Here is a 21,258-nt window from a genome sequence, read left to right as displayed (position 1 = left end):
CCGGCGTGCCCTCCTGCTCAGCGCGTCGACCGGTGCGCCGGGCAGGACTCGGGAGCGTGGTCGGTCTTCGCCGGTGTCCGGTCCGCCTCCGCGGTCTGCTCCTGTTCCCGCACCGGCGCCGGCCACCGGCGCAGTCGTAGCCGCAGCCCCTCCGGCATCACCGTCAGCCGTTCGGTGACGGTCAGCCGGTAGCCGGGGTCGCCCGACAGCTCGTAGCGGCGCAGGAGCAGGCCGAGGACCAACGTAGCCTCGTGCAGGGCGAACTGGCGGCCGATGCAGGCCCGCGCACCGGTGCCGAACGGCTTGAAGGTGTGCGGCGGCCGGGAGCGTACGGCCTGCGCGTCGAAGCGGTCCGGGTCGAACCGCTCCGCGTCCTCGCCCCACACCTCGGGGTCGCGGTGCAGCATCGGTGTCAGCACCAGCGCCCACGCGCCGCGCAGCATCGGATGGTCGTCGGCGAGGACGGTGTCGTGCCGGGCCTCGCGGGCGAAGGCCGGGGCGGTCGGCCACAGGCGCAGGGACTCGTCCAGCACCCTGCGCACATAGCGCAGCTTGGCGATCTGGTCGTATCCGGGCTGTGCGGTGTCGCCCCAGACCCGGTCCACCTCCGCGCGGGCCCGGGCGGCGATCTCGGGGTGCCGGGCGAGGTAGTACAGGGCGAAGGAGAGGGCGCCCGAGGTCGTCTCGTGACCCGCGACCAGGAACGTGATCACCTGCCTGCGGACGTTCTCCGCCGACAGCTTCTGGCCCGTCTCCGGGTGGGCCGTCTCCAGCATCCGGTCCAGCAGGTCCCCGTCCCCGCGACCGGACCGGCGCCGCTGTACGACCAGGTCGTCGACCGTGCGGTTGAGGTGAGCCATGTCGGCCGCGTTGCGCCGGGCGGCGGCGCGCAGCACCAGCGGGGCCAGCGGCGCGGGCACGCTGTTCAGGCGCTGGGCGTAGCTGAGCGTGCCGATCATCGCGGTGACGAAGGGGTGCGGCCGCTCCCGCTCGAAGGAGCCGAAGTCGTGCCCGAACCCGGTCCGGGCGATCGTCTCCAGCGTCAGCTTGGTCATGTCCCCGGGCACGTCCACCGTGTGCCCGGCCGCCGCCTCGCGGTCCCAGTGATCGATCAGCCGCCCGGCGACCGCGAGCATCATGCCGTGGTAGCCCTCCATGGCCTCCCGGCTGAAGCCGGGCGCCAGGACGTCGTGCGCCAGCTGCCAGTTGGGCTCGTGGTTGTAGGCGGTGAACAGGCCGTCTCCGGCGATCGGCCGCAGATTGGCCACGCCCAGTCCCACGTGCTTGGCGAACCGGGACTCGTCGGCCAGGTCCGCGGCCTGCGCCGCACCCCACACGAACACGAACTCCTTGCCGAAGGCCCGCCGCCGGAAGATCGGCCCCAGCTCGCGCCCGAACCGCATGGAGTCCTGGAGCGGTTTGCGCCGGTCGACGCCGAGCACATCGCCGAGCAGGGGCAGCCGGCGCGGCGGGTGGGGGATGCGGTGCAGCTCGGGCCATCCCTCTTCGGCGCTCCGGAATCCCTTCGGCCGGCCGGGATCGGTCGTCTGCGTCCTCTGCGTCGTCTCCGCCATGGCGCCGATCTCCCTTGATCCAGCGGCTGAGTGGGTCTGCGATGCGCACGTGTTGTACGTGGGTTCAATAGCCGGTTTCAGTCTGGGCCGCTTGTTGAACCCACGTCAAGTAAAGTGACGCCATGCCCGCGAACCAGGGGGAACGCGCCCGGCGCAGACTCAGCACCGAGGAACGCCGTGAGCAGCTGCTGTCGGTCGGGGCGAAGCTGTTCTCGGAGAGTCCCTACGACGAGGTGTGGATAGAGCAGGTCGCCGAGATCGCCGGGGTCTCCCGTGGGCTGCTGTACCACTACTTCCCGACCAAGCGGGACTTCTTCGCGGCGGTCGTCGAGCGGCAGAGCGAGCGGATGCTGCGCATGACGGCTGCGGTGCCCGGCCTGCCGGTGCGTGAGCAGCTCACCGCCGGCCTCGACGCCTACCTCGGCTACGTCCAGGCCCATGCCCACGGCTTCCGTGCCTTCCACCGCGCCGACGCGGCCGGCGACCAGGCCGTACGCCGGGTCTATCAGCGGGCGCTGGCCGCCCAGGAGCAGCAGATCCTCGCCGCGCTCGCCGCCGACCCCGAATTCGTGCCCGCCTTCGAGAACGCCCCGCAGGTGCGGCTGGCCGTGCGCGGCTGGCTCGCCTTCACCACGGCCGTGTGCCTGGAGTGGCTGCGCGACGGCGAGTTGACCCGTGAGCAGGTGCGCGAGCTGTGCGCGCGGGCGCTGTTGGGTGTCATCGGCTGACCCCCGCCATCGGCGGGGTGTGGTTGGCGCGCGCCCCGATCTCCGATAGGTTAGGCAAGGCTTACCTAAGGAGGTCTGGGGATGGGTGACACACAGGACTGGACGGCCGCACCCGGCGCGGCGGAACGGGCACGGTCGGTGCTGGCCGTCGCCTGGTCGTGCGCGGTGACCGCGGACGGCGCCCGCGAGGAGTACGTCGGCGCGCACACGGTGACCGACGACGGCGCCGTACGGCTGGCGGTGCCCGACGACAGCGCCTTGTTCGCGGCGTCCGTGTGCGCCCCGCGCCAAGAGCCCTCCGCCGTACTGGAGTTCGCCGACGTGGCCCCCGTGCCGGTGCGCGGCCGGATCCGGGCCCGGCTGCACCTCGCCGGCTGGTTCGCCCCGGACCGCGGCACCCTCCTGTTCCGGCCCACGAGGGTGGTGCTGCGGGAGTCCTGCGGAGCCGTGGTCGTCGACCTCGACGAGTTCGCCGCCGCGCGGCCCGACCCCCTCGCCGGCGCCGAGGCCCGGCTGCTCACCCATCTCGCCGACGCCCACCCGGACGCCGTCGAGCGGCTCACCCGACTCGTGCGGCCGGAGAGCCTGCACGCCGCGACGCGCGTACTGCCCCTCGCCGTGGACCGGCACGGACTCACCCTGCGCATCGAGCGCACCCGCGCCCACGGCGACGTACGGCTGCCCTTCCACGCGCCCGCCGACGACGTCACCCAGCTCACCGAGCGCATGCACGCCCTGCTGGCGCAGGCCAGTGCCGCCGCCTGCCCCCGTGCGCTACAGCGGCAGCGCGCAGACGGCGACGGGTGAGGCGAACGGCTCGCCGGCCGACGCGAGTTCACCGCTCGCCCGGTCCACGTGGAAGACGGTGACCGTGCCCGAGCGCTGGTTCGCCGCGAACAGCAGCCCGCCGTCCGGGGAGAGGGCGATCTGCCGCGGGAAGTCCCCGCCCACCGGCACCGTGCCGAGCAGCCGCAACCGGGCGCCGTCGGCCTCGATCGCGTACCGGGCGATGCTGTTGTGGCCCCGGTTGGCCAGGAAGGCGTACCCCCCGTCCGCCGTGACCGCGAACTGCGCCGGATAGTTGGTGCCACCGCCCGAGCCCGTGGACTGCGGCTCGCCGATCGTCAGCCGGCCGGAGGCGGGATCGTAGGCGCATACGGCGACCGTGTCGTCCACCTCGTTGGCCAGATAGGCGTGCCGGCCGCCCGGATGGAAGGTCAGATGGCGTGGCCCCGCCCCGGGCCGGGTGTGCGCCTGCGCCACCTCCGTCAGCGTGCCCTCCGCCCGGTCGAGGCGGTAGCTGTAGACGGTGTCGGTGCCGAGGTCGACCGCGAGGACGTGGTCGCCGTCCGGGCCGGTGATGAACTGGTGCGCGTGCGGCCCGTCCTGGCCCGGACCCGGTGGCGGGGTGCTGTGCGTGACCAGGTCGGTGCGCTCGCCGAGGGCGCCCGAGGCGTCGATCGGATGCACCGCGACACTGCCCGAGACGTAGTTGGCGCTCAGCAGCCAGCGCCCGCCGGGATGCACCGACAGATGACAGGGGCCCGCGCCGCCCGTGCCACGGGTGCCGAGGATCCGCCGGTCGGCGAGGCGTACGGCCGTCACAGCGCCGTCCTGGCGTTCGTCGACCGCGTACAGCGTGCGGCCGTCCGGGTGGACGGCGAGATACGACGGGTCGGGCACTTCGGCGAGCGTCCCGGAGCCGGTGATCCGGCCGGTCCGGGGGTCGTAGGAGGCCGCGGCGATGCCGGTGCCGCCGCCGTCGACCGAGGTGTAGGTGCCGATGTGGAGCGGCCGGGGGCCGGACTCCCGAGGGGGCGGTGCGGCGGCCCGCGGCGCGTCGGCCGGGGATGCGGGATCGGCCGGCGGGGCCGCCGGGGACGGCACCGCCACCACGGCCGCCGCGCCCGCCACGGCTCCCACGAACCGGCGGCGGCTCCAGCGCCGGTCCACCGCCTCCGCTTTCGTGTCCATGCCACACCTCAGGTCGTCGGTCGCCCCGATCGTGACAGCCACCTTGACCCCTGCCGACGGTCAAGGGCAAGTACGGCAACCGGTGTTGCACTCCATGCAACGCGCATCACCACTCGCCGTCCTCGACCGGCTTGCCCGGTGCGTCCTTCAGCGGGGTCACCTGGCCCGCGGACGGCGGCTGCCAAGGGTCCGGGTCGTCCCCGAGCCACTCGCCGACCGGCGCGACCGCCTCCAACGTGTCCGTGGGGGCCAGATCCCGGGCGTCGGCGTCGTAGTAGTCGAACCAGGGCAGTCCCGCGGCCGTGTACGCCGCCCGGTCCACCGGCGACGGCGGGGGTGCCTCACCGGTGATGTGCCGCCACTGCGGCGGCGTGACCAGATGCACGAACACGCGCCCGGCGGGCTGCTCGGACCAGTCCGTCAGCGGCCGGTCGTCCCGGTGGACCTCCTGGCGCATGCTGCCACCGACCCCGAGCCCCATCGCGGCACCGCCGAACCGCGGCGTCCCCGCCGCGCCGGGCGCGCCCGGCGCGGCCGCTGCCATCGGCTCCGGCGCGCCGTACCCGCCCGCGGGCCCGGCCGCGAGGGCCCTGCGTCGGGCCTCCGCCCGCTCCTGCTCGCGGCGCCGCCACTCGGTGCGCAGGGGCTCCGTCAGCGGGAACGACTGCAGCTGCACCCCGCCCCACACCTCCTCGCCGGTGACCTGCCCCTCCACCGTCGCGCCGAGACCCAGCGGGACCGCGACGAACTGGCGGACCGTGCCCTTGCCGGAGTTGATGCCGTCCAGCCAGGGCTGGCGGGGGAGTACCGCGTAGTTCTGCGGATCGCGGGAGAGGCGGTCGCTCCAGGGCCGGCCGGACACCGCGCACACCTTGCCGACCCCGACCTGCAGCGCGGCCGGCTCCGTCGTCCCGGAGAAGCTCAGCCACATCGCCTCGCGCAGATACACGGGCAGCATCACGCCGCCGCGCGCCCGCCACTCCCGCGGAACGCTGTCCGCGTGGTCCGCCACCCGGCGGACCGGGAACTCGCCCAGCCCCGGCGGCAGCGGATGCGTGCCCGTCTCCGGCAGCCGCAGCGTACGGATGAACCGCACCGCCACCCCGCCCGGCAACCACAGTGTGTTCCCGTCGATCCGCACCCCGGAACCGGTCATCCGGCAGCCCCCTCACATCGGTCGTCACACCGGGAACGCCCACCGTCCGTGGAGGCGTTCATCCTCACCGAAAACGCTCACCGAACCCCGTACGGTTCCGCCACAGCTCCTCCTGCACCCCGAGCCGCTCGCGCAGCCGGGTCATCCGGGGCAGCTTCGCCCGCTGCTCGCGCGAGACCCGGTCCAGCTCCTCCAGCAGGCGGTGGGTGCGGTGCTCGGTGTTCAGCTCGTCGATGATCCGGGTCGTCTCGGTCAGCACGGCGCCGAGCAGCTGCCAGTTGGCCCAGTCCTCGGCGATCTCCTCCCGCAGCAGCTCGGCCAGCCGGTCCCGGGTGCCGGCCGCCGTGTGCAGCTCGGCGGACAGCCGGGCCTCCGCCGACTCCGCGTTCTCGCTCAGATGCGTGGTGACCAGGACCGCGAAGCTGACCACCGCGTCGCCGATCTCCGACAGCAGCTGCTCCACGGTCGACCCGACCCGGGGCGGGAACAGGCTCTCGGACCCGCGTGCCTTCGCCAGGTCCGTGACGGACCGGGCCAGCACCCGCAGGACCACCGTGCAGATCTCCAGCGTGTCCAGACCGGTGCGCAGCACCACCCGGTGCAGCAGCCCCTCCTTGACCCGCGGATTGAGCCGCAGGCTGTCCTCGGCCTGCCGCAGCGACGCGTCCACATGGGCGATGTGCTGGTCCAGTCGGCGTGCCTCGTGCAGCCGCTCGGCCGCCCGCTCCCACGGGATCCGGCCGGCGGCCTCCTCGCCCATGCGCAGCATCAACTGCCGCACCCGGCGTGCCAGGTCCTCGATCGAGCGGCCGGCCTCGTCCACCCACACCGGCGGCGGGAGCAGCAGATTGCAGGCCGTCCCGACGACCGCGCCGATGAGCGTCTCCACGATGCGCGCCCAGGCGGTGAACCCGACGGTGGTGACCCCGAGGACCAGCATGGCGCTGATCGCCACCTCGGCCACGTACTCGTCGACCCGCACCAGGTGCCCGACGGCCAGCGAGGCCACGATCAGCAGGGCGAGGCTCCACCAGGTCAGCCCCACCAGCACGCTGAAGGCGATGGCGACCAGCACGCCGGCCACGACCGAGTTCACCCGTCGGATGCCGTTGGTGAGGGTGGCGTAGAAGGTCACCTGGACGACCAGCAGCGCGGTCAGGGGCGCGGTGAGCGGAGCCGGCTCGGGGCTCAGCCGGAGGGCGACGACATAGGCGATCGTCGCCGCCGTCGCCGACCGCAGCGTCTGGACCACCACCGGCTCCCGGCGGCGCTTCAGCAGGCGCGGCAGTCCCTCGGTCCACGTGTGTACCTCGTGCATCCCTTGGCCTGTTCCCGTTCCTCGGGCGCGTCGAACGTGCCCCGTTCAGGACCGGGGCTGTCCGCAAGCGCACGCACGGGAGGCCAGGGGTACGGCTCGGCGGCGAGACCTCAGTCGTACAGCCGGTCGAGGAACGCGGACAGATTGCCCCTCGTACGGGCGATCTGCTCCTCCAGCGTCAGGCTCTCCTCGAGGCGGGCGCCGGAGTCCGGCACCTTCCTGCCCCGCACATACAGCGAACACGCCAGGTCGGTGCACATGTACTGGCCCACCGAGTTGCCCTCGCGGCCCGCCGCCCCCGCCTTCCGTGCCGCCATCAGGGTCACTCCGCCACCGGGATGCGTGGTCAGGCAGAGCGAGCACATGCTGCGGTGCAGAAATCCGCGCTGCGCGGCCTGGAAGCGCAGGGTCACGCCCACGAGCCGGTCGTCGCGTTCGGTGACCAGATAGCTGCGGTCGGGTGCGCCCGGATCCCGCCAGCCCAGGAAGTCCAGGTCGTCCCACGGGCGTTCGTCGAGGTCCCGCGGGACCGTCAGTCGCTTGGCCTCCCCCTTGGAGCAGTTGATGAACGAGGTGCGGACGTCCTGCTCGGTGAGCGCTCTCATGGGGGACCCTTCCGGATTCGGTGCCGTATGCCGTGTACCTAGGGTGTCTAGGTTCACGGCTAGCGTATGTAGTCGCCAAGGGGTGAGCCAACGGATTTTCCGTAGGGTGTTCTCCCGGCGGCTCTCACTCCGACCCGGTCGTCCTCGGCTCCGGTGGCCACACCCCCGGGGCGAGGACCCCCAAGGCGTAGGCGCGGGCAACCAGTTCGGTGCGGGTGGCCGCGTTCCAGCGGGCCGACAGGCGTCGTAGGTGATAGGTCACGCCGTCGCTGCTGAGGCCCAGCTCGCGGGCTGCCCCGGCCGTGGTGGCGCCGCCCGCCAGCAGGGCCAGCACCCGGCCCTCGACCGGCGTGACCCGCACCGGCTCCGGCTCGGCAGGAGCGGACTCCCCGAGCACCCGCAACATCACCAGCAGGGTCGGTGTCTCGTCCACGCTGTCGCTGACCGGGTCCGCCGTCAGCTCCCCGAACCGCTCGGCCCCACCGGGTGCCCGCCAGCGCACCGACACCTGGTAGCGGGAGCGGTGCCGCAGCCGCAGCGCCTGCGCGATCCGCTCCACCTGAGTGGTCTCCTGCGGGCGGAACAACTCCAGCACGTCCTGGCCCCGCAGCCGCCCCGGTGTCGTACCGCACTCCGCGGCCATCGCGGGGTTGGCCAGCATCACCAGGCCGTACACATCGCACACCGCGACCGGCACCGACACCCGGTCGAAGAGCGTCAGGGCCCGGTTGCGCCACACGACCCCGTCGGTCTGCCCCGCGTCCACGGCCACCTCCCGAAGCGTCGAGCCACCCTCTCATCCAAGACGGAGACCCAGGTCAGCGGCAAACCACAGGACCCCGGGAACGCGGCGGTGAAGCCGTGCCCGTGACCGCGCAAGCCCCCGTGCCGAGTTTTGACTGCACGATCGTGTAGTGCACCGGCGCGAATGCACCCGTCGGCTCGCCCACCCTGGAACGCAGTACTCGGTTACCGCGAGTACCCCGTACCGCGAAAGGCAGTTGCCGCGCCATGTCTTCCACCGCAGTGCACCCCGATCCGGCCGGAACCCTCCCCGGCGTCCCCGTCGTCGACATCACCGCCACCGGACCCGGCGCCACCCCGATCCAGCAGGTCATGGAGCTGATGCGCACCCATGGCCCGGTGCTCGTGCGCCGGCTGCACGGCAGGGACGCGCTGTTCGTCGCCGACGCCGACCTGGTCGCGGACCTCGCCGACGAGGAACGGTTCGCCAAGCACATCGGGCCCGCCCTGGAGAACGTGCGGGAATTCGCCGCCGACGGCCTGTTCACGGCGTACAACAACGAGCCCAACTGGGCCAAGGCGCACGACATCCTGATGCCCGCCTTCGCGCTCGGCTCGATGCGCACCTACCACCCCGTGATGCTCAAGGTGGCCCGCCGGCTCATCGACTCCTGGGACCTCGCGGCCCGGGACGGGCAGGCCGTGAACGTGCCCGACGACATGACCCGCATGACCCTCGACACCATCGGGCTCGCCGGGTTCGACTACGACTTCGGCTCCTTCGAGCGCGAGGAGCCGCACCCCTTCGTGGAGTCCATGGTCCGCTGCCTGGAGTGGAGCATGAACCGCCTGGCCCGCACCCCCGGCCAGGACCACTCCGCCGCCGACGCGGCCTTCCGGGCCGACGCCGACCACCTCGCGCAGGTCGTGGACGACGTCATCGCCTCCCGCGCCGGCACCGACCAGAGCGGCGCCGAGGACCTGCTCGGGCTGATGCTCAGCGCCCCGCACCCCGCCGACGGCACCACCCTGGACACCGCCAACATCCGCAACCAGGTCATCACCTTCCTGATCGCCGGCCACGAGACGACCTCCGGGGCGATGTCCTTCGCCCTCTACCACCTCGCGAAGAACCCGGCCGTGCTCCGGCTGGTGCAGCGCGAGGCCGACGCGCTGTGGGGCGACGCCGCCGACCCGGATCCCTCGTACGACGACATCGGCCGGCTCACCTACACCCGCCAGGTCCTCAACGAGGCGCTCCGGCTGTGGCCGACGGCCGCCGCCTTCAGCCGGCACGCCCGCGAGGACACCCTGCTCGGCGGGCGGATCCCGCTCGCCGCCGGACAGGCCGTCACCGTGCTCGCCCCGATGCTGCACCGGCAGCCCGTCTGGGGCGACAACCCGGAGCACTTCGACCCCGAGCGGTTCACCGCCGAGGCGGAGGCGGCCCGCCCGGTGCACGCCTTCAAGCCCTTCGGCACCGGAGAACGCGCCTGCATCGGACGGCAGTTCGCGCTGCACGAGGCCACCATGCTGCTCGCCATGCTGGTCCACCGCTACCGGCTGCACGACCACACCGACTACCGGCTCCACGTCAAGGAGACCCTCACCCTCAAGCCCGAGGGCTTCACCCTCACCCTCACGCCGCGCACCCCCGCCGACCGCGTCCACGCCCCGTTGCCCGGCACCGCACGCCCGCACAAGGACGGCACCCCGGCGCCGGAGACCCTGCCGGCCCGGGTCCGCCCCGGCACGAGCGTCCTCTTCCTGCACGGCAGCAACTACGGCACCTGCCGCGCCTTCGCCGCCCAACTCGCCGACGAGGCCGCCGCCGTGGGCTGCGCCACCGAGGTCGCCGCCCTGGACGCGTACACCGACGCACTGCCCACCGACCGGCCCGTCGTGATCACCGCCGCCTCCTACAACGGCCGCCCCACCGACGACGCCACCGCCTTCACCGCCTGGCTCGACGGCACCCCCGACCTGAGCGGCGTGACCTACGCCGTCCTCGGTGTCGGCGACCGCAACTGGGCCGCCACCTACCAGCAGGTGCCCACCCGCGTCGACGCCCGCCTCGCCGAACTGGGCGCCACCCGGCTGACCGACCGGGCCGCCGCCGACGCCTCCGGCGATCTCACCGGCACCGTCCGGGAGTTCACGGCCCGGCTGCGCACCGCGCTGCTGACGGCGCACGGAGACCCCGACGCCCTGCCCGTCAGCTCCGCCGAACCCGTCCACGCCTACGAGGTGCGCACGCTCGGCGGCGGCCCGCTGGACGCCCTCGCCGCCCGGCACGAACTGGTCCCGATGACCGTGACCGAGGCGTACGACCTGACCGCGCAGGGACACCCGCGCACCAAGCGGTTCCTGCGCATCGCACTGCCCGAGGGCGTCACCTACCGCACCGCGGACCACCTGACCGTACTGCCGGCCAACGCCCCGGACCTGGTGGACCGCGCCGTCGCCGCGTTCGGCCTCGACCCCGACGCCGTCCTGGACATCCGTGCCACCCGCCCGCGAGCCGAGCGCGGGGGAGGCCTCGCCGTGGATCGCCCGCTGTCCGTACGGCACCTCCTCACCCACCATGTCGAGTTGCAGGAGCACCCGACGGCCCGGCAGTTGAGCCTGCTCGCCGAGGCCAACCCGTGCCCGCCGGAGCGTGCCGCCCTCGCCGCCCTCACCGGTGACGATCCGCGCACCCTGGTGGAACTGGCCGAGGACCACCCCGCGCTGCGCGGCGCGCTCGGCTGGCCGCTGTTGCTCGACCTGCTGACCCCGCTCAGGCCCCGCCACTACTCGATCTCCTCCTCCCCGGCGGCCGACCCGGGCCACGTCGACCTCATGGTCTCCGTCCTGGACGCCCCGGCGCGCTCCGGCCGTGGCCGCTACCGGGGCACCGGCTCCGGCCACCTCGCCGCGCTGAAGCCCGGCGACACCGTCCACGCCCGCGTCCAGCCCTGCCGCGAGGTCTTCCGGATCGACGGCTCGGCACCGGTCGTGATGGTCGCCGCCGGCACCGGGCTCGCCCCGTTCCGCGGTGCCGTCGCCGACCGGGTCGCGGCCCGCGCCGCGGGCACCCGGCTCCTGCCCGCCGTGCTGTACTTCGGCTGCGACGCCCCGGACGCGGACTTCCTGCACGCCGGGGAACTGCGGACCGCCGAGGCCGACGGCGCGGTGGCGCTGCGCCCGGCCTTCAGCGCCGCCCCCGAGAACGGCGCCTGCTTCGTGCAGCACCGCATCGCCGCCGAGGGCGACGAGATCTGGACGCTGCTGGACTCCGGTGCCCGGGTGTACGTCTGCGGCGACGGCGCCCGGATGGCGCCCGGCGTCCGGGAGGCGTTCCGCACGCTGTACCGGGAGCGCACCCAGGGCTGCGACGAGGCCGCGGCCGAGAACTGGCTCGACACGCTCGTGGCGGACGGGCGGTACGTGGAGGACGTGTACGCGGCGGGCTGACCCGGCCCGGCCACCGCCCCGCGCGCCGGCGCGCGGGGCGGGTTCGGCTCCGCTTAGCTCAGATCGTGAACTAAGGGGTGGAGGAATATCGCGTTCCGCCCGTCCGAAGGGGTATGTTGCAGGTCGGGCAGGGTTCGTGAAGGGAGCCGCATGGCGGGGCGCAACGGGCGCACGGTACGCGACCTCAGGCGGGGCAATCGCACGGCCGTGCTGCAGAAGCTGTATTTCGACGGCCCCCTCAGCCGGTTCGAGCTGGGCCCGGCCACCGGCCTCAGCTCCGGCTCGGTCAGCAACGTGGTCGCCGATCTGATCGCGGACGGCCTGGTCGAGGAGGCCGGCAGCGTCGACTCCGACGGCGGCCGGCCCCGTACGCTGCTGCGCGTCGCCCCGGAGAGCGGACAGCTGATCGGTGTCGACGTCGGCGAGACCCGGGTCCGGGTCGAGCTGTTCGATCTCGCCCTGACCGAACTCGCCCGCACCGAACGCCCGCTGACTCCGCAGGGCTACGACGTCGAGGTGATCGCCGGTCACATCCGCGACGGCATCGCGCAGGTCCTCGAGGCCGAGCAGGCCGCGCCCGAGCGGCTGCTCGGTGTCGGGGTCGGCGTCCCGGGCATCGTCGAGCACACCCCGGACCACGGCGCCGTCGTCCATGGGCAGACCATCGGCTGGGACGCCGTCCCGCTGGAGCGGCTGCTCCGCTCGGCCTCCCGACTTCCGGACGAGATCCCGTACTTCATCGACAACGGCGCCAAGACCCTGGGCCAGGCCGAGATGTGGTTCGGCGCGGGACGAGGCGCCCGCAACGCCGTGGTCGTGCTCTTCGGCTCCGGCGTCGGCGCCTGCGTGGTCACCCCGGAGGTGGAGCACGGCCGGGCCGTCGAATGGGGCCATCTGACGGTACGGGTGCGCGGCCGCCGCTGCCGCTGCGGCGCCCCCGGCTGCCTGGAGGCCTACGCAGGCGCCGAGTCGCTGCTGGCCCGCTGGCGCGAGGCGGGCGGACGGCCGCCCGAGGGCACCGACGAGGAGACCGCGCTCACCGCCATGCTCGCCGCCGCCTACCCGCCCGAGGGCGCCGAGCCCGACCCGCTCGCGCTGGCCGTCCTGGAGGAGACCGCCGAGTACCTCGGCGCGGGCCTGTCCGACCTGATCAACCTCTTCCAGCCCGAGCGGATCCTCATCGGCGGGTGGGCCGGGCTCCAGCTGGGCACCCGCTTCCTGCCCGCCGTACGCCACCACGCGACCACGTACGCGCTGCGTCATCCGGCCGACAAGGTCACCATCGACCTCGGCCGGCTCGGCCCGGACGCGGTCACCGTCGGCGCCGCGATCCTGCCGCTGGCCGACTTCTTCGCCAGCGGCGGCCGCCGCCCCGAACCCGTCACCGAGGACCGCCTGCCCGCCTGGCGGGCGGCGCTGCGGCAGCGGGCGCCGCGCTGAGCGGACCGGGCGCCGGCACGGGGCGGGCCGCGCACCCGGCCATGACATGACAGGTAATCGACCCCCGCGCGGGATCCGGGCAACATCGAGGACGTCAGCGCGACCGAGCAGCGTCGCACCTGGTCCGAAGAGCCCGAGGAGACATCCCATGCCGTACTACGAGAGCCCTGTCGACGGCACCCGTCTGCACTACACGGACCACGGCCCCGCGGACGGTCCCGTCGCCGTCTTCATCGCCAGCGCCTACCTGTGCAGCGAGATGTGGGAGTACCAGACGCTGCCGCTCGCGGAGGCCGGATTCCGCTGCGTGGCGCTGGACCGGCGCGGCCACGGACGCTCCGAGGACACCTGGAACGGCTACGACCTCGACACCCTCGCCGACGACGTCCACGCTCTGCTCGACCACCTCGACCTGCGCGGGGTCACCCTCGTGGGGCACTCCGTCGGCACTGCCGAGGTGATCCGCTGCCTGACCCGGCACGGCGGCGCACGCGTGGCCCGCGCCGCCCTCGTCGCCGGGGTCAGCCCCGGCCTGGTCCGCTCGCCGAACCTGCCGGAGGGCATCGACCCGGCGCTCGTGCGCACCGACGAGGAGGCCTTCCGGCGCGACCGGGCCGGATGGTTCACCCACTTCGCGGACGACTTCTTCGCCGTTCAGCAGCCCGGCAACGACGTCTCGCCGGCCTACGTCAGCTACATGATCGACCGCTGCCTGGTCGCCACACCCCGCGCCGCGACCGCCGTCCGGGCCGTCGTCGCCGGCCTGGACCTCACCGCCGAGCTGCCCGACCTGGACCTCCCGGTGCTGGTCGTGCACGGCACCCACGACACCTCCGCGCCCCTGGCGCTGACCGGTGAGCGCCTGGCCCGGCTCATTCCGGGCAGCACCATGAAGGTGTACGAGAACGGCGGTCACGGCCTGTTCGCCACGCACGCGGCACGGCTCACGGCCGACCTGCGGGAGTTCCTGGAGGCCGGCGCGGTGCGGAGCACCGAGTCGGCCGCGGCGTGACACAGGTCACGGAACGGTGTGGAACACCCAGGTGTGGTTGCCCGTTGAACCAACCGTGGGTGTGGAGGGGACAAGGTCCCCGGGCCTCACCTTTCGCCTGCAGGGACGATCGTCCGGCTGAAGCCCTGTGGAGCATCTCGCCGAGAGGCGACCGCCCTCCGCGCCCACCACCCGACCGCCCCGGTCGTGATTCCCCCGTCACGGCCGGGGCTTTCCCGTGCCTCGCGCCGCATCCGCGGACGTCCTGCGTCACGCGCGTGTCGCCGGTGCCGGAATCCGGCCCTCTCGGGTCCAGGCCAGCAGCTCCTGTGCGGACCAGGTGGTCACCACGCGCTCGGCGGGCACCCCGCACTCCTCGGCCCGGGCGCAGCCGAGGATCTGCCAGTCCAGCTGGCCGGGCGCGTGCGCGTCGGTGTCCACCGAGAACAGCACCCCCGCCGCCACGGCCCTGCGCAGCAGCCGGCGGGGTGGGTCCAGCCGCTCGGGACGGCTGTTGATCTCCACCGCCGTACCGGACTCGGCGCAGGCGGCGAACACCGCGTCCGCGTCGAACTCCGACTCCGGCCGCCCCCGGCCCGTCACCAGGCGCCCGGTGCAGTGCCCCAGGACGTCCGCGTGCGGATCGCGCACGGCGGCCACCATCCGCCGGGTCATCGAGCGGGCGTCCATCCGCAGCTTGGAGTGCACGGACACCACGACCACGTCCAGCCGGTCCAGCAACTCGGGCTCCTGGTCGAGCGAGCCGTCCTCCAGGATGTCGCACTCGATGCCCGTGAGCAGCCGGAACGGCGCCCACCGCGCATTCAGCCCGGCCACCGCCTCCAGCTGCTCCCGCAGCCGCTGCGGCGACAGGCCGTGGGCCACGGTCAGCCGTGGGGAGTGGTCGGTGAGGGCGGTCCACTCATGGCCGAGCGCGGCCGCCGCCCGCCCCATCTCCTCGATCGGGCTCCCTCCGTCGGACCAGTCCGAATGGGTGTGGCAGTCCCCGCGGATCCGGGCCCGCAGCCCGGCACCGGCGCCGTCGGCGGGCGCGATCCCGGTCCCGGTCTCCTCCTCCAGCCCGCGCAGATAGCCGGGCACCTCCCCGGCCAGCGCCTCTCGCACCACCTGCGCGGTCTTCGGCCCGATGCCCCGCAGCGTCTCCAGGGTCCCGGCCGCCGCCCGCTCGGCGACCTCGGTCCCGGGCAGCGCGGCCAGCGTCCGGGACGCCGTGCGGAAGGCCTTCACCCGATAGGTGGGCGCGAGCGACCGTTCCAGCAGGAAGGCGATCCGGTCGAGGGCGGCGACGGGATCCATGCCATCCAGGTTGCCCCATGCGTCCCGGGGCCGACAACGCTCCGGATCACCCCGGAGCCGGATGCGTTCTACGCTCTATTGCATGACCGAACAAGCAGTGCCCCACATCTCCCATCCGCGGGTCCTGGTGCTCGGAGTGTGCAAGGGCAAACCGGGCGAGCCGCCCTTCCGGATCATGGAGATCGACGGTCAGGTGATCGGTGCGGCCAAGAACGTCACCGACGTACTGGAGACCGCCGCCTCGTTCGGGATCACCATCCACGACATGGACGACCCGGATCTGGTCCGCTGGGTCGGCGGGGACAAGTACACCTGGACGCTGCACTGAGCCACTCGGCCACCGAGTCCGGCGCACCGGACCCGGCCCGGCTCAGCCGACCGTCCACTTCTGGTTCGCGCCGCCGGAGCAGCTCCAGATCTGCAGGCGGGTGCCGTTGGCCGAGTTGTTCCCGGTCGCGTCGAGGCACTTGTTCGCCTGCGTGTTGACGATGTCGTGCGCCCCCGTGACGGACCACTTCTGGTTCGGGCCGCCGGTGCAGTCCCACAACTGGACGGTCGAGCCGTCGGCCGTGCCGTTGTCCGTGACGTCCAGGCACTTGCCGAGCGCCCTGATCGTGCCGTCCGAGCCGACCGTCCAGTTCTGCGCGGCCGTACCGTTGCAGTCGTAGAGCTGCACCGGTGTGCCGTTCGCGGAGTTCGCGCCGGCCGCGTCCACGCATTTGCCGGCCAGGCCGCGTATCGGTACCCCGGCCGCGTTGTCGCTCGTCGTCACCGACACCGAGTCCACCACCAGCGTCTGCGGGAACTGGGTGCTGCCGTCGGGGTCGCCGGGCCAGTAGCCGCCGACGGCCAGGTTCAGGATCAGGAAGAACGGCTTGTTGTCGAAGACCCATGTCTTCCCGCCCAGGTCGGCGGGTGTGCGCCGCTCGTAGACGTTGCCGTCCACGGACCAGGTGATCGAGCCGGGCGCCCAGTCGACGGCGAAGGTGTGGAAGGCGTCCGCGAAGGCCTGTCCGTTCGGCAGCGAGTAGGCGGCGCCGATGCCGCCGGAGCCGGAGTAGCCGGGCCCGTGGATGGTGCCGTGCACGGTCGAGGGCTCGAAGCCGACGTTCTCCATCACATCGATCTCGCCCGAGTCCGGCCAGTTCACGGGTGTGCCGAGCATCCAGAACGCCGGCCACATGCCCTGCCCGCGCGGGATCTTCATCCGCGCCTCGACATGCCCGTACTGGGCGTTGAACTTGCCGGCCGTGTTCAGCCGGGCCGACGTGTACTGGCAGCTGCCGTACCAGCACTGGTAGCCGGCCGGGTTCTCCTTGCGAGCCGTGATCACCAGGTGGCCCTGGCCGTCCAGGGCCGCGTTGTTCGTCCCCGAGGTGTAGTACTCCCGCTCGTGGTTGTTGACGTTGTCCCCGGTCTCCTGCGTCCACTTCGAGGAGTCGACCGCGGAGCCCGCGGGCCCGTCGAAGGTGTCGGAGAAGGTGGTGACGGTCGCCGCCGCCGGGGCGGTGTTCTGGGCTCGCGCCGGGCCGACGGCGGCGGAGCCGACCAGCGCGGCGGACAGGGCGGTGAGCAGACATCTGCGCAGCAGGCGTGGGGAGACCATGACTCTCCGTTCGGTGTGGGGGGTGTGATGCCTCTTGATTTAAGGAGTGAGAAAAGAGGGCGTCAATACTCTGGTACGGACCTGTTGCCGACGAAGCGTCAGACGGTCAGTCGATCCGGACCGGGATGCCGCACGAGCGACGGGTTCCCGCGCCGAGTCGCTCAGGACCCGTGGGAGACGGGGCCCGCGACGGCCAGGGAGTCCAGGGCGCGGGCCGAGGGGGAGCCGGGGTCGGCCGTGACGAGGACGACTTCCTGGTCGTCCTCGGGCACCAGCAGGATGTCGCAGTTCAGCCGCAGCCTGCCCAGCTCCGGATGGTCCAGGGTCTTGGTGCGGTGGCCCGGCGCGTGCACCGGGTGGGTCCGCCAGATCTCCCGGAACTCCTCGCTCCCGGCCCGCAACTCCTGGATCAGCTGGGCGAGTCGGGCATCCTGCGGATAGCGCTCGGCGGCCCGGCGCAGCCGCGCCACCGCGATGTGCCCGAACTCCGGGGCGCCGGACGTCTCGTACGTCCGCCCCTCGCCGAGGAAGCGCCGCCGCGCCAGGTTCGTGGTGTGCCGCGTCAGATCCGCACCGAACAAGGTCCGGGCGGCCGGTGTCCAGGCGACGAGGCCGTAGCCGGCGTCGGTGACGATCGCCGCCGTCCCGGGCAGCCGCTGCAGCATCCGTGCCACGTGCGGGCGTACCCGCCGCACCGGCTGGGCGGCGGGCGGCGCGGCCGAGCCGGCCAGCCCGAACAGATGACTGCGCTCGGCCGGGGAGAGCCGCAGCGCCCCGGCGAGCGCGTCCAGGACCCGGGGGGAGGGGCGGGGGCCGCGGGCCTGTTCGAGCCGGACGTAGTAGTCGACCGAGATGTGCGCCAGCTCCGCCACCTCCTCCCGGCGCAGCCCGGGTGTCCGGCGCGGCGCGCCGTCCGGCAGACCGACGTCCCGGGGGCCGATCCCCGCCCGGCGTTCGCGCAGGAAGCGGGCCAGTTCCTGTCTCGCCATACCGCCGCCTCCTCGCCCTGCCTGGTACAGATGATCCCTGGCAGGACGGCGCCGGCCGGGGAACCGTGGCTGCCATGAACGATCGCACAGCACTCGTCACCGGTGCCAACAAGGGCATCGGCCACCACATCGCCCGTCTGCTCGCCGCCGAGGGGTTCATCGTGTACGTCGGCTCCCGCGACGCCGGCCGCGGCCAGGAGGCGGCGGCGGAGATCGGCTCCGGCGCCCGCCCCCTGGTCCTCGACGTCACGGACGAGGACGGCGTCGCGCGCGCCGCGGCGCGGATCGACCGCCTGGACGTGCTGGTGAACAACGCCGGCATCGCCGTCACCCTCGATTCGCCCACCGAGTCCACACCGGCGGAGTTCCGGCGGACGTACGAGACGAACGTCCTCGGTGTCGTCGCCGTCACCAACGCCTTCCTGCCCGCGCTGCGCCGCTCGGCCCGGCCCCGCATCGTCAACGTCTCCAGCGGCACCGCCTCCCTGGCCTGGAGCACCGGCCCCAACCCCCAGTTCACCCCGGGCAGTGGCTCCGCCGCCGCCTACCGCTCCTCCAAGGCCGCGCTGAACGCGCTCACCGTCCTGTACGCCCAGACGCTCGGCGAGCCCTTCAAGGTCAACGCGCTCGCCCCCGGCGCGCGGGCCACCGATCTCAACCCCCGGGCCAGGGTCCGGGGCGGCGACCCGGAAGAGGGCGCGCGCGGCGCCGTGGGTCTGGCGCTGCTGCCGGACGACGGGCCGAGTGGCGGGTTCTTCTCCTGGGACGGGACGCCGGTGCCCTGGTGACCGGTGTGCCGCCAGTAGCATGACGGCCCGGCCCGTGACGAACAGGCGAGGAGCGGATCGTGCGAGACATCGCCGTCTTCAGCGGCAGCGCCCATCTCGATCTGGCCCGCGAGGTCTGCGCCCACCTCGGCGTGCCGCTCAGTCCGACCCGGATCAGCCGCTTCGCCAACGACTGCCTGGGCGTGCAACTGCAGGCGAACTGCCGGGAACGGGACGTCTTCCTGATCCAGCCGCTGGTCCGGCCGGTGCAGGAGCACCTGGTGGAGCTGCTGCTGATGTGCGACGCGGCCCGGGGCGCCTCCGCCGCGCGGATCACCGTCGTCATGCCGCACTACTCCTACGCCCGCTCCGACAAGAAGGACGCCCCGCGCATCTCCATCGGCGGCCGGCTGGTCGCCGACCTGCTCGTGGCGGCGGGCGCGAGCCGGGTGCTGGCCATGACCCTCCACTCCCCGCAGGTGCACGGCTTCTTCTCGGTGCCGGTGGACCACCTGAACGCGCTGCGCGAACTCGCCGCGCACTTTCGCCGGTACGACCTGACGCACACCACGGTCGTCTCGCCGGACCTCGGCAACGCCAAGGAGGCCGCCGCCTTCGCCCGGCTCATCGGCACGCAGGTGGCGGCCGGTGCCAAGCAGCGGTTCGCGGACGACCGGGTGAGCATCAGCTCCGTCATCGGCAACGTCGCCGACCGGGACGTCATCGTCCTGGACGACGAGATCGCCAAGGGCAGCACGGTGCTGGAACTCCTCGACCGCTTGCGTGAGTCGGGCGTGCGCTCGGTCAGGGTGGCGTGCACCCACGGACTGTTCGCCGCCGGCGCGCTGAAGCGGCTGAGCGAGCAGCCGGACGTGCTGGAGATCGTCTGCACCAACACCGTGCCGGTCCCCGTGGACGGCGAGCGCACCGACAAGCTGCGGGTGCTCTCCATCGCCCCGGCGCTCGCCGAGGCGGTACGGCGCATTCACAACGGTGAGTCCGTGAGCGCCCTGTTCGAGCAGTCGTAGAGCGCCCGGATCGGCCGCCGGCCCGACGCGCGTCGGGCGACGCTCGCCGGGCGCCTCGCCTCACAGCGAACCGGACGCGGCCCCGGACCGGGCCAGGGCCGCGTCCAGGGTGGCGTGGGCGGGCAGCAGCCGGGACAGCCCCGTGACCCGGAAGACGCGCAGCGTCAGCGGGTGCGTGCACACCAGGTGCAGCTGCCCGCCGCCGCCCAGCACCCGGGTGCGGGCCCGGTACAGCAGCCGCAGCCCCGAGCAGTCGAAGAACTCCACGGGCCGCAGGTCGATGACGACCCGTGCGCCGGGCCGGCCGGTGACCCGGTCCAGCGACGGGCTGATCTCCGTCGCCGAGACCAGGTCGATCTCGCCCCGCAACTCCAGCACCGTGTGCGCCCGGTGCTCGTACACACGGAGGTGACGGGTGAGCGGTGCAGGCTCGTCTCGCACGACGGCTTCACCTCCCACCCGCGCCCGGACGTCGGTCTCCCGATCGTCAAGTTACCCTCGATGGAAGGAATTTGAGCATGTTCGATTGACATATGTCTTCGAGTTTGGGGCTTGTCGACCGGTAACCGTGCCTGATCGACCGGTCAGTCGACCAGAAGGACCAGCTTCCCCGTCGTCCGTCCGGTGTCGCCCGCTTCGTGTGCTTTCGCCGCGTCGGCCAGCGCGAACGTCCCGGCGATCGTCGCCCTCAGCTTCCCCGCGTCCGCCAGCCGGGCGATCGACTCCATCCCGGCCCGGTCGGCGTCCACCAGCATGCGCACGGCCCGTACGCCGAGCCGTTCGGCCTCCTCGTGGAACTCCCGCGAGCCCACCGGCAGGATCGACACCACGACACCGCCCGGCCGCAGCACCTTCAGCGACTCGACGGACGTCTCCCCGCCGAGCGTGTCCAGGACCACGTCGACGTCCCGCACCACCTCGGTGACATCGGTCGTCCGGTAGTCGATCGGCTCGTCCACACCGATCTCCCGCAGGAAGTCGTGCTTGCCCGCGCTCGCCGTGCCGATCACATGGGCGCCGCGCGCCTTGGCGATCTGCACCGCCACGTGCCCGACGCCGCCGGCCGCCGCGTGGATCAGCACCCGCTGCCCGGGCCGCAGGTCCGCGTGCTCGGTCAGCGCCTGCCAGGCGGTCAGGGACACCAGGGGCAGTGCGCCCGCCTGGGTGTGGTCGATCGAGGCCGGCTTGTGCGTCAGGGCACGGACCGGGGCGATCACGTACTCGGCGTGCGAGCCGTGGCCGTAGGGGTAGGGCAGCATGCCGAAGACCTCGTCGCCGGGCCGGAAGCCGACCACGCCGATCCCGGTCTCGGCGACCTCGCCGGAGACGTCCCAGCCGAGGACGAACGGCGACGTGCCCAGAAAGCCCCCGGTGGCCCGGTGCTTCCAGTCGGTGGGGTTGACCCCGGCCGCCCGCACCCGGACCAGCACCTGGTTGGGGCCCGGCTTCGGCCGTTCCACCTGTACTTCCCTCAGAACCTCGGGACCGCCGAGGACGTCCTGGCTGATGGCTCGCATGGTGTTCACATCGCTCATGGTCACCCAGCCTGCCGGGCGTCGCGCGCC

General features: G+C 73.1%; 19 protein-coding genes. 8 read left to right on the top strand and 11 right to left on the bottom strand.

Features of this window, described 5'->3' with window-relative positions; genetic code table 11:
• Positions 1-17 precede the first annotated feature (17 nt).
• Positions 18-1,574, bottom strand: coding sequence for a cytochrome P450 (locus AQI95_RS37115; RefSeq protein ID WP_067134659.1), 1,557 nt, complete (start codon positions 1,572-1,574; stop codon positions 18-20).
• A 122-nt stretch (positions 1,575-1,696) separates the two neighbouring features.
• Here AQI95_RS37115 and AQI95_RS37110 point away from each other — a divergent pair, with 122 nt between their 5' ends.
• Both AQI95_RS37110 and AQI95_RS37105 read left to right on the top strand, forming a co-directional pair.
• A complete protein-coding gene (locus AQI95_RS37110; protein WP_067134657.1) occupies positions 1,697-2,302 on the top strand; it encodes a TetR/AcrR family transcriptional regulator in 606 nt (201 codons plus the stop codon).
• An 81-nt stretch (positions 2,303-2,383) separates the two neighbouring features.
• On the top strand, positions 2,384-3,109 hold the full coding sequence (locus AQI95_RS37105) for a DUF2470 domain-containing protein (RefSeq protein ID WP_067134652.1): 726 nt from the start codon (positions 2,384-2,386) through the stop codon (positions 3,107-3,109).
• Here AQI95_RS37105 and AQI95_RS37100 read toward each other — a convergent pair.
• The 5 genes from AQI95_RS37100 to AQI95_RS37080 all read right to left on the bottom strand — a co-directional run bounded on the left by AQI95_RS37100 (position 3,077) and on the right by AQI95_RS37080 (position 8,121).
• Entirely contained in the window at positions 3,077-4,276 is a 1,200-nt protein-coding gene (locus AQI95_RS37100; RefSeq protein ID WP_208614362.1) for a lactonase family protein, read from the bottom strand. The two genes, AQI95_RS37105 and AQI95_RS37100, sit on opposite strands and share 33 nt — an antisense overlap.
• Before the next feature lie 106 nt (positions 4,277-4,382).
• Entirely contained in the window at positions 4,383-5,432 is a 1,050-nt protein-coding gene (locus tag AQI95_RS37095) for a hypothetical protein (RefSeq protein ID WP_067134650.1), read from the bottom strand.
• Positions 5,433-5,496: 64 nt separating this feature from the next.
• Positions 5,497-6,750 (bottom strand): aromatic acid exporter family protein, encoded by a 1,254-nt coding sequence (locus tag AQI95_RS37090; RefSeq protein WP_208614361.1) that lies wholly within the window; start codon positions 6,748-6,750, stop codon positions 5,497-5,499.
• Positions 6,751-6,860: 110 nt separating this feature from the next.
• Positions 6,861-7,355 carry an FBP domain-containing protein gene (locus AQI95_RS37085; protein ID WP_067134648.1) on the bottom strand — a complete coding sequence of 165 codons (495 nt, stop codon included), beginning with the start codon at positions 7,353-7,355 and terminating at the stop codon, positions 6,861-6,863.
• A 124-nt stretch (positions 7,356-7,479) separates the two neighbouring features.
• Positions 7,480-8,121: a PAS domain-containing protein gene (locus AQI95_RS37080; protein ID WP_067134747.1), complete on the bottom strand. Its 642-nt coding sequence runs from the start codon at positions 8,119-8,121 to the stop codon at positions 7,480-7,482.
• 245 nt (positions 8,122-8,366) lie between these two features.
• Between AQI95_RS37080 and AQI95_RS37075 the strand changes: the two genes are divergently transcribed.
• The 3 genes from AQI95_RS37075 to AQI95_RS37065 all read left to right on the top strand — a co-directional run bounded on the left by AQI95_RS37075 (position 8,367) and on the right by AQI95_RS37065 (position 14,007).
• The gene (locus AQI95_RS37075; protein WP_067134646.1) at positions 8,367-11,555 is read left to right on the top strand and encodes a cytochrome P450; all 3,189 of its coding nucleotides are present in this window, start codon (positions 8,367-8,369) and stop codon (positions 11,553-11,555) included.
• A gap of 150 nt (positions 11,556-11,705) precedes the next feature.
• Positions 11,706-12,995, top strand: coding sequence for an ROK family transcriptional regulator (locus AQI95_RS37070; RefSeq protein WP_067134644.1), 1,290 nt, complete (start codon positions 11,706-11,708; stop codon positions 12,993-12,995).
• Between the two features lie 148 nt (positions 12,996-13,143).
• Positions 13,144-14,007, top strand: coding sequence for an alpha/beta fold hydrolase (locus tag AQI95_RS37065; RefSeq protein WP_067134642.1), 864 nt, complete (start codon positions 13,144-13,146; stop codon positions 14,005-14,007).
• A gap of 249 nt (positions 14,008-14,256) precedes the next feature.
• On the opposite strand, the gene AQI95_RS37060 is transcribed toward AQI95_RS37065, so the two are convergent.
• Complete coding sequence (locus AQI95_RS37060; RefSeq protein WP_067134641.1) at positions 14,257-15,303, bottom strand: PHP domain-containing protein; 1,047 nt, start codon at positions 15,301-15,303, stop codon at positions 14,257-14,259.
• 82 nt (positions 15,304-15,385) lie between these two features.
• Between AQI95_RS37060 and AQI95_RS37055 the strand changes: the two genes are divergently transcribed.
• Positions 15,386-15,631, top strand: coding sequence for a hypothetical protein (locus tag AQI95_RS37055; protein ID WP_067134640.1), 246 nt, complete (start codon positions 15,386-15,388; stop codon positions 15,629-15,631).
• Positions 15,632-15,673: 42 nt separating this feature from the next.
• On the opposite strand, the gene AQI95_RS37050 is transcribed toward AQI95_RS37055, so the two are convergent.
• Together AQI95_RS37050 and AQI95_RS37045 are read right to left on the bottom strand one after the other, a co-directional pair.
• The gene (locus tag AQI95_RS37050; RefSeq protein WP_067134639.1) at positions 15,674-16,909 is read right to left on the bottom strand and encodes a ricin-type beta-trefoil lectin domain protein; all 1,236 of its coding nucleotides are present in this window, start codon (positions 16,907-16,909) and stop codon (positions 15,674-15,676) included.
• Positions 16,910-17,070: 161 nt separating this feature from the next.
• Entirely contained in the window at positions 17,071-17,898 is an 828-nt protein-coding gene (locus tag AQI95_RS37045) for a helix-turn-helix transcriptional regulator (protein WP_067134637.1), read from the bottom strand.
• Positions 17,899-17,972: 74 nt separating this feature from the next.
• On the opposite strand from AQI95_RS37045, the gene AQI95_RS37040 reads away from it, so the two are divergent.
• Together AQI95_RS37040 and AQI95_RS37035 are read left to right on the top strand one after the other, a co-directional pair.
• Positions 17,973-18,686, top strand: a complete 714-nt coding sequence (locus tag AQI95_RS37040; protein WP_067134635.1) for an SDR family oxidoreductase — start codon at positions 17,973-17,975, stop codon at positions 18,684-18,686.
• A gap of 59 nt (positions 18,687-18,745) precedes the next feature.
• The gene (locus tag AQI95_RS37035) at positions 18,746-19,693 is read left to right on the top strand and encodes a ribose-phosphate diphosphokinase (RefSeq protein WP_067134634.1); all 948 of its coding nucleotides are present in this window, start codon (positions 18,746-18,748) and stop codon (positions 19,691-19,693) included.
• Between the two features lie 60 nt (positions 19,694-19,753).
• On the opposite strand, the gene AQI95_RS37030 is transcribed toward AQI95_RS37035, so the two are convergent.
• Positions 19,754-20,134 (bottom strand): anti-sigma factor antagonist, encoded by a 381-nt coding sequence (locus AQI95_RS37030; RefSeq protein ID WP_067134633.1) that lies wholly within the window; start codon positions 20,132-20,134, stop codon positions 19,754-19,756.
• Positions 20,135-20,277: 143 nt separating this feature from the next.
• Positions 20,278-21,228 (bottom strand): NADP-dependent oxidoreductase, encoded by a 951-nt coding sequence (locus AQI95_RS37025; RefSeq protein ID WP_208614360.1) that lies wholly within the window; start codon positions 21,226-21,228, stop codon positions 20,278-20,280.
• Positions 21,229-21,258: the final 30 nt, after the last annotated feature.

Origin of the sequence: Streptomyces yokosukanensis (genome assembly GCF_001514035.1) — a bacterium.
GTDB lineage: Bacteria > Actinomycetota > Actinomycetes > Streptomycetales > Streptomycetaceae > Streptomyces > Streptomyces yokosukanensis.
This window is presented reverse-complemented; position numbering and strand designations above follow the sequence as displayed.

What these genes read in the sequence shown, in the direction of transcription:
- AQI95_RS37115 (WP_067134659.1), bottom strand. Translation starts at nt 1,574, where the DNA reads ATGGCGGAGACGACGCAGAGGACGCAGACGACCGATCCCGGCCGGCCG.
- AQI95_RS37110 (WP_067134657.1), top strand. Translation starts at nt 1,697, where the DNA reads ATGCCCGCGAACCAGGGGGAACGCGCCCGGCGCAGACTCAGCACCGAG.
- AQI95_RS37105 (WP_067134652.1), top strand. Translation starts at nt 2,384, where the DNA reads ATGGGTGACACACAGGACTGGACGGCCGCACCCGGCGCGGCGGAACGG.
- AQI95_RS37100 (WP_208614362.1), bottom strand. Translation starts at nt 4,276, where the DNA reads ATGGACACGAAAGCGGAGGCGGTGGACCGGCGCTGGAGCCGCCGCCGG.
- AQI95_RS37095 (WP_067134650.1), bottom strand. Translation starts at nt 5,432, where the DNA reads ATGACCGGTTCCGGGGTGCGGATCGACGGGAACACACTGTGGTTGCCG.
- AQI95_RS37090 (WP_208614361.1), bottom strand. Translation starts at nt 6,750, where the DNA reads ATGCACGAGGTACACACGTGGACCGAGGGACTGCCGCGCCTGCTGAAG.
- AQI95_RS37085 (WP_067134648.1), bottom strand. Translation starts at nt 7,355, where the DNA reads ATGAGAGCGCTCACCGAGCAGGACGTCCGCACCTCGTTCATCAACTGC.
- AQI95_RS37075 (WP_067134646.1), top strand. Translation starts at nt 8,367, where the DNA reads ATGTCTTCCACCGCAGTGCACCCCGATCCGGCCGGAACCCTCCCCGGC.
- AQI95_RS37070 (WP_067134644.1), top strand. Translation starts at nt 11,706, where the DNA reads ATGGCGGGGCGCAACGGGCGCACGGTACGCGACCTCAGGCGGGGCAAT.
- AQI95_RS37065 (WP_067134642.1), top strand. Translation starts at nt 13,144, where the DNA reads ATGCCGTACTACGAGAGCCCTGTCGACGGCACCCGTCTGCACTACACG.
- AQI95_RS37060 (WP_067134641.1), bottom strand. Translation starts at nt 15,303, where the DNA reads ATGGATCCCGTCGCCGCCCTCGACCGGATCGCCTTCCTGCTGGAACGG.
- AQI95_RS37055 (WP_067134640.1), top strand. Translation starts at nt 15,386, where the DNA reads ATGACCGAACAAGCAGTGCCCCACATCTCCCATCCGCGGGTCCTGGTG.
- AQI95_RS37050 (WP_067134639.1), bottom strand. Translation starts at nt 16,909, where the DNA reads ATGGTCTCCCCACGCCTGCTGCGCAGATGTCTGCTCACCGCCCTGTCC.
- AQI95_RS37045 (WP_067134637.1), bottom strand. Translation starts at nt 17,898, where the DNA reads ATGGCGAGACAGGAACTGGCCCGCTTCCTGCGCGAACGCCGGGCGGGG.
- AQI95_RS37040 (WP_067134635.1), top strand. Translation starts at nt 17,973, where the DNA reads ATGAACGATCGCACAGCACTCGTCACCGGTGCCAACAAGGGCATCGGC.
- AQI95_RS37025 (WP_208614360.1), bottom strand. Translation starts at nt 21,228, where the DNA reads ATGAGCGATGTGAACACCATGCGAGCCATCAGCCAGGACGTCCTCGGC.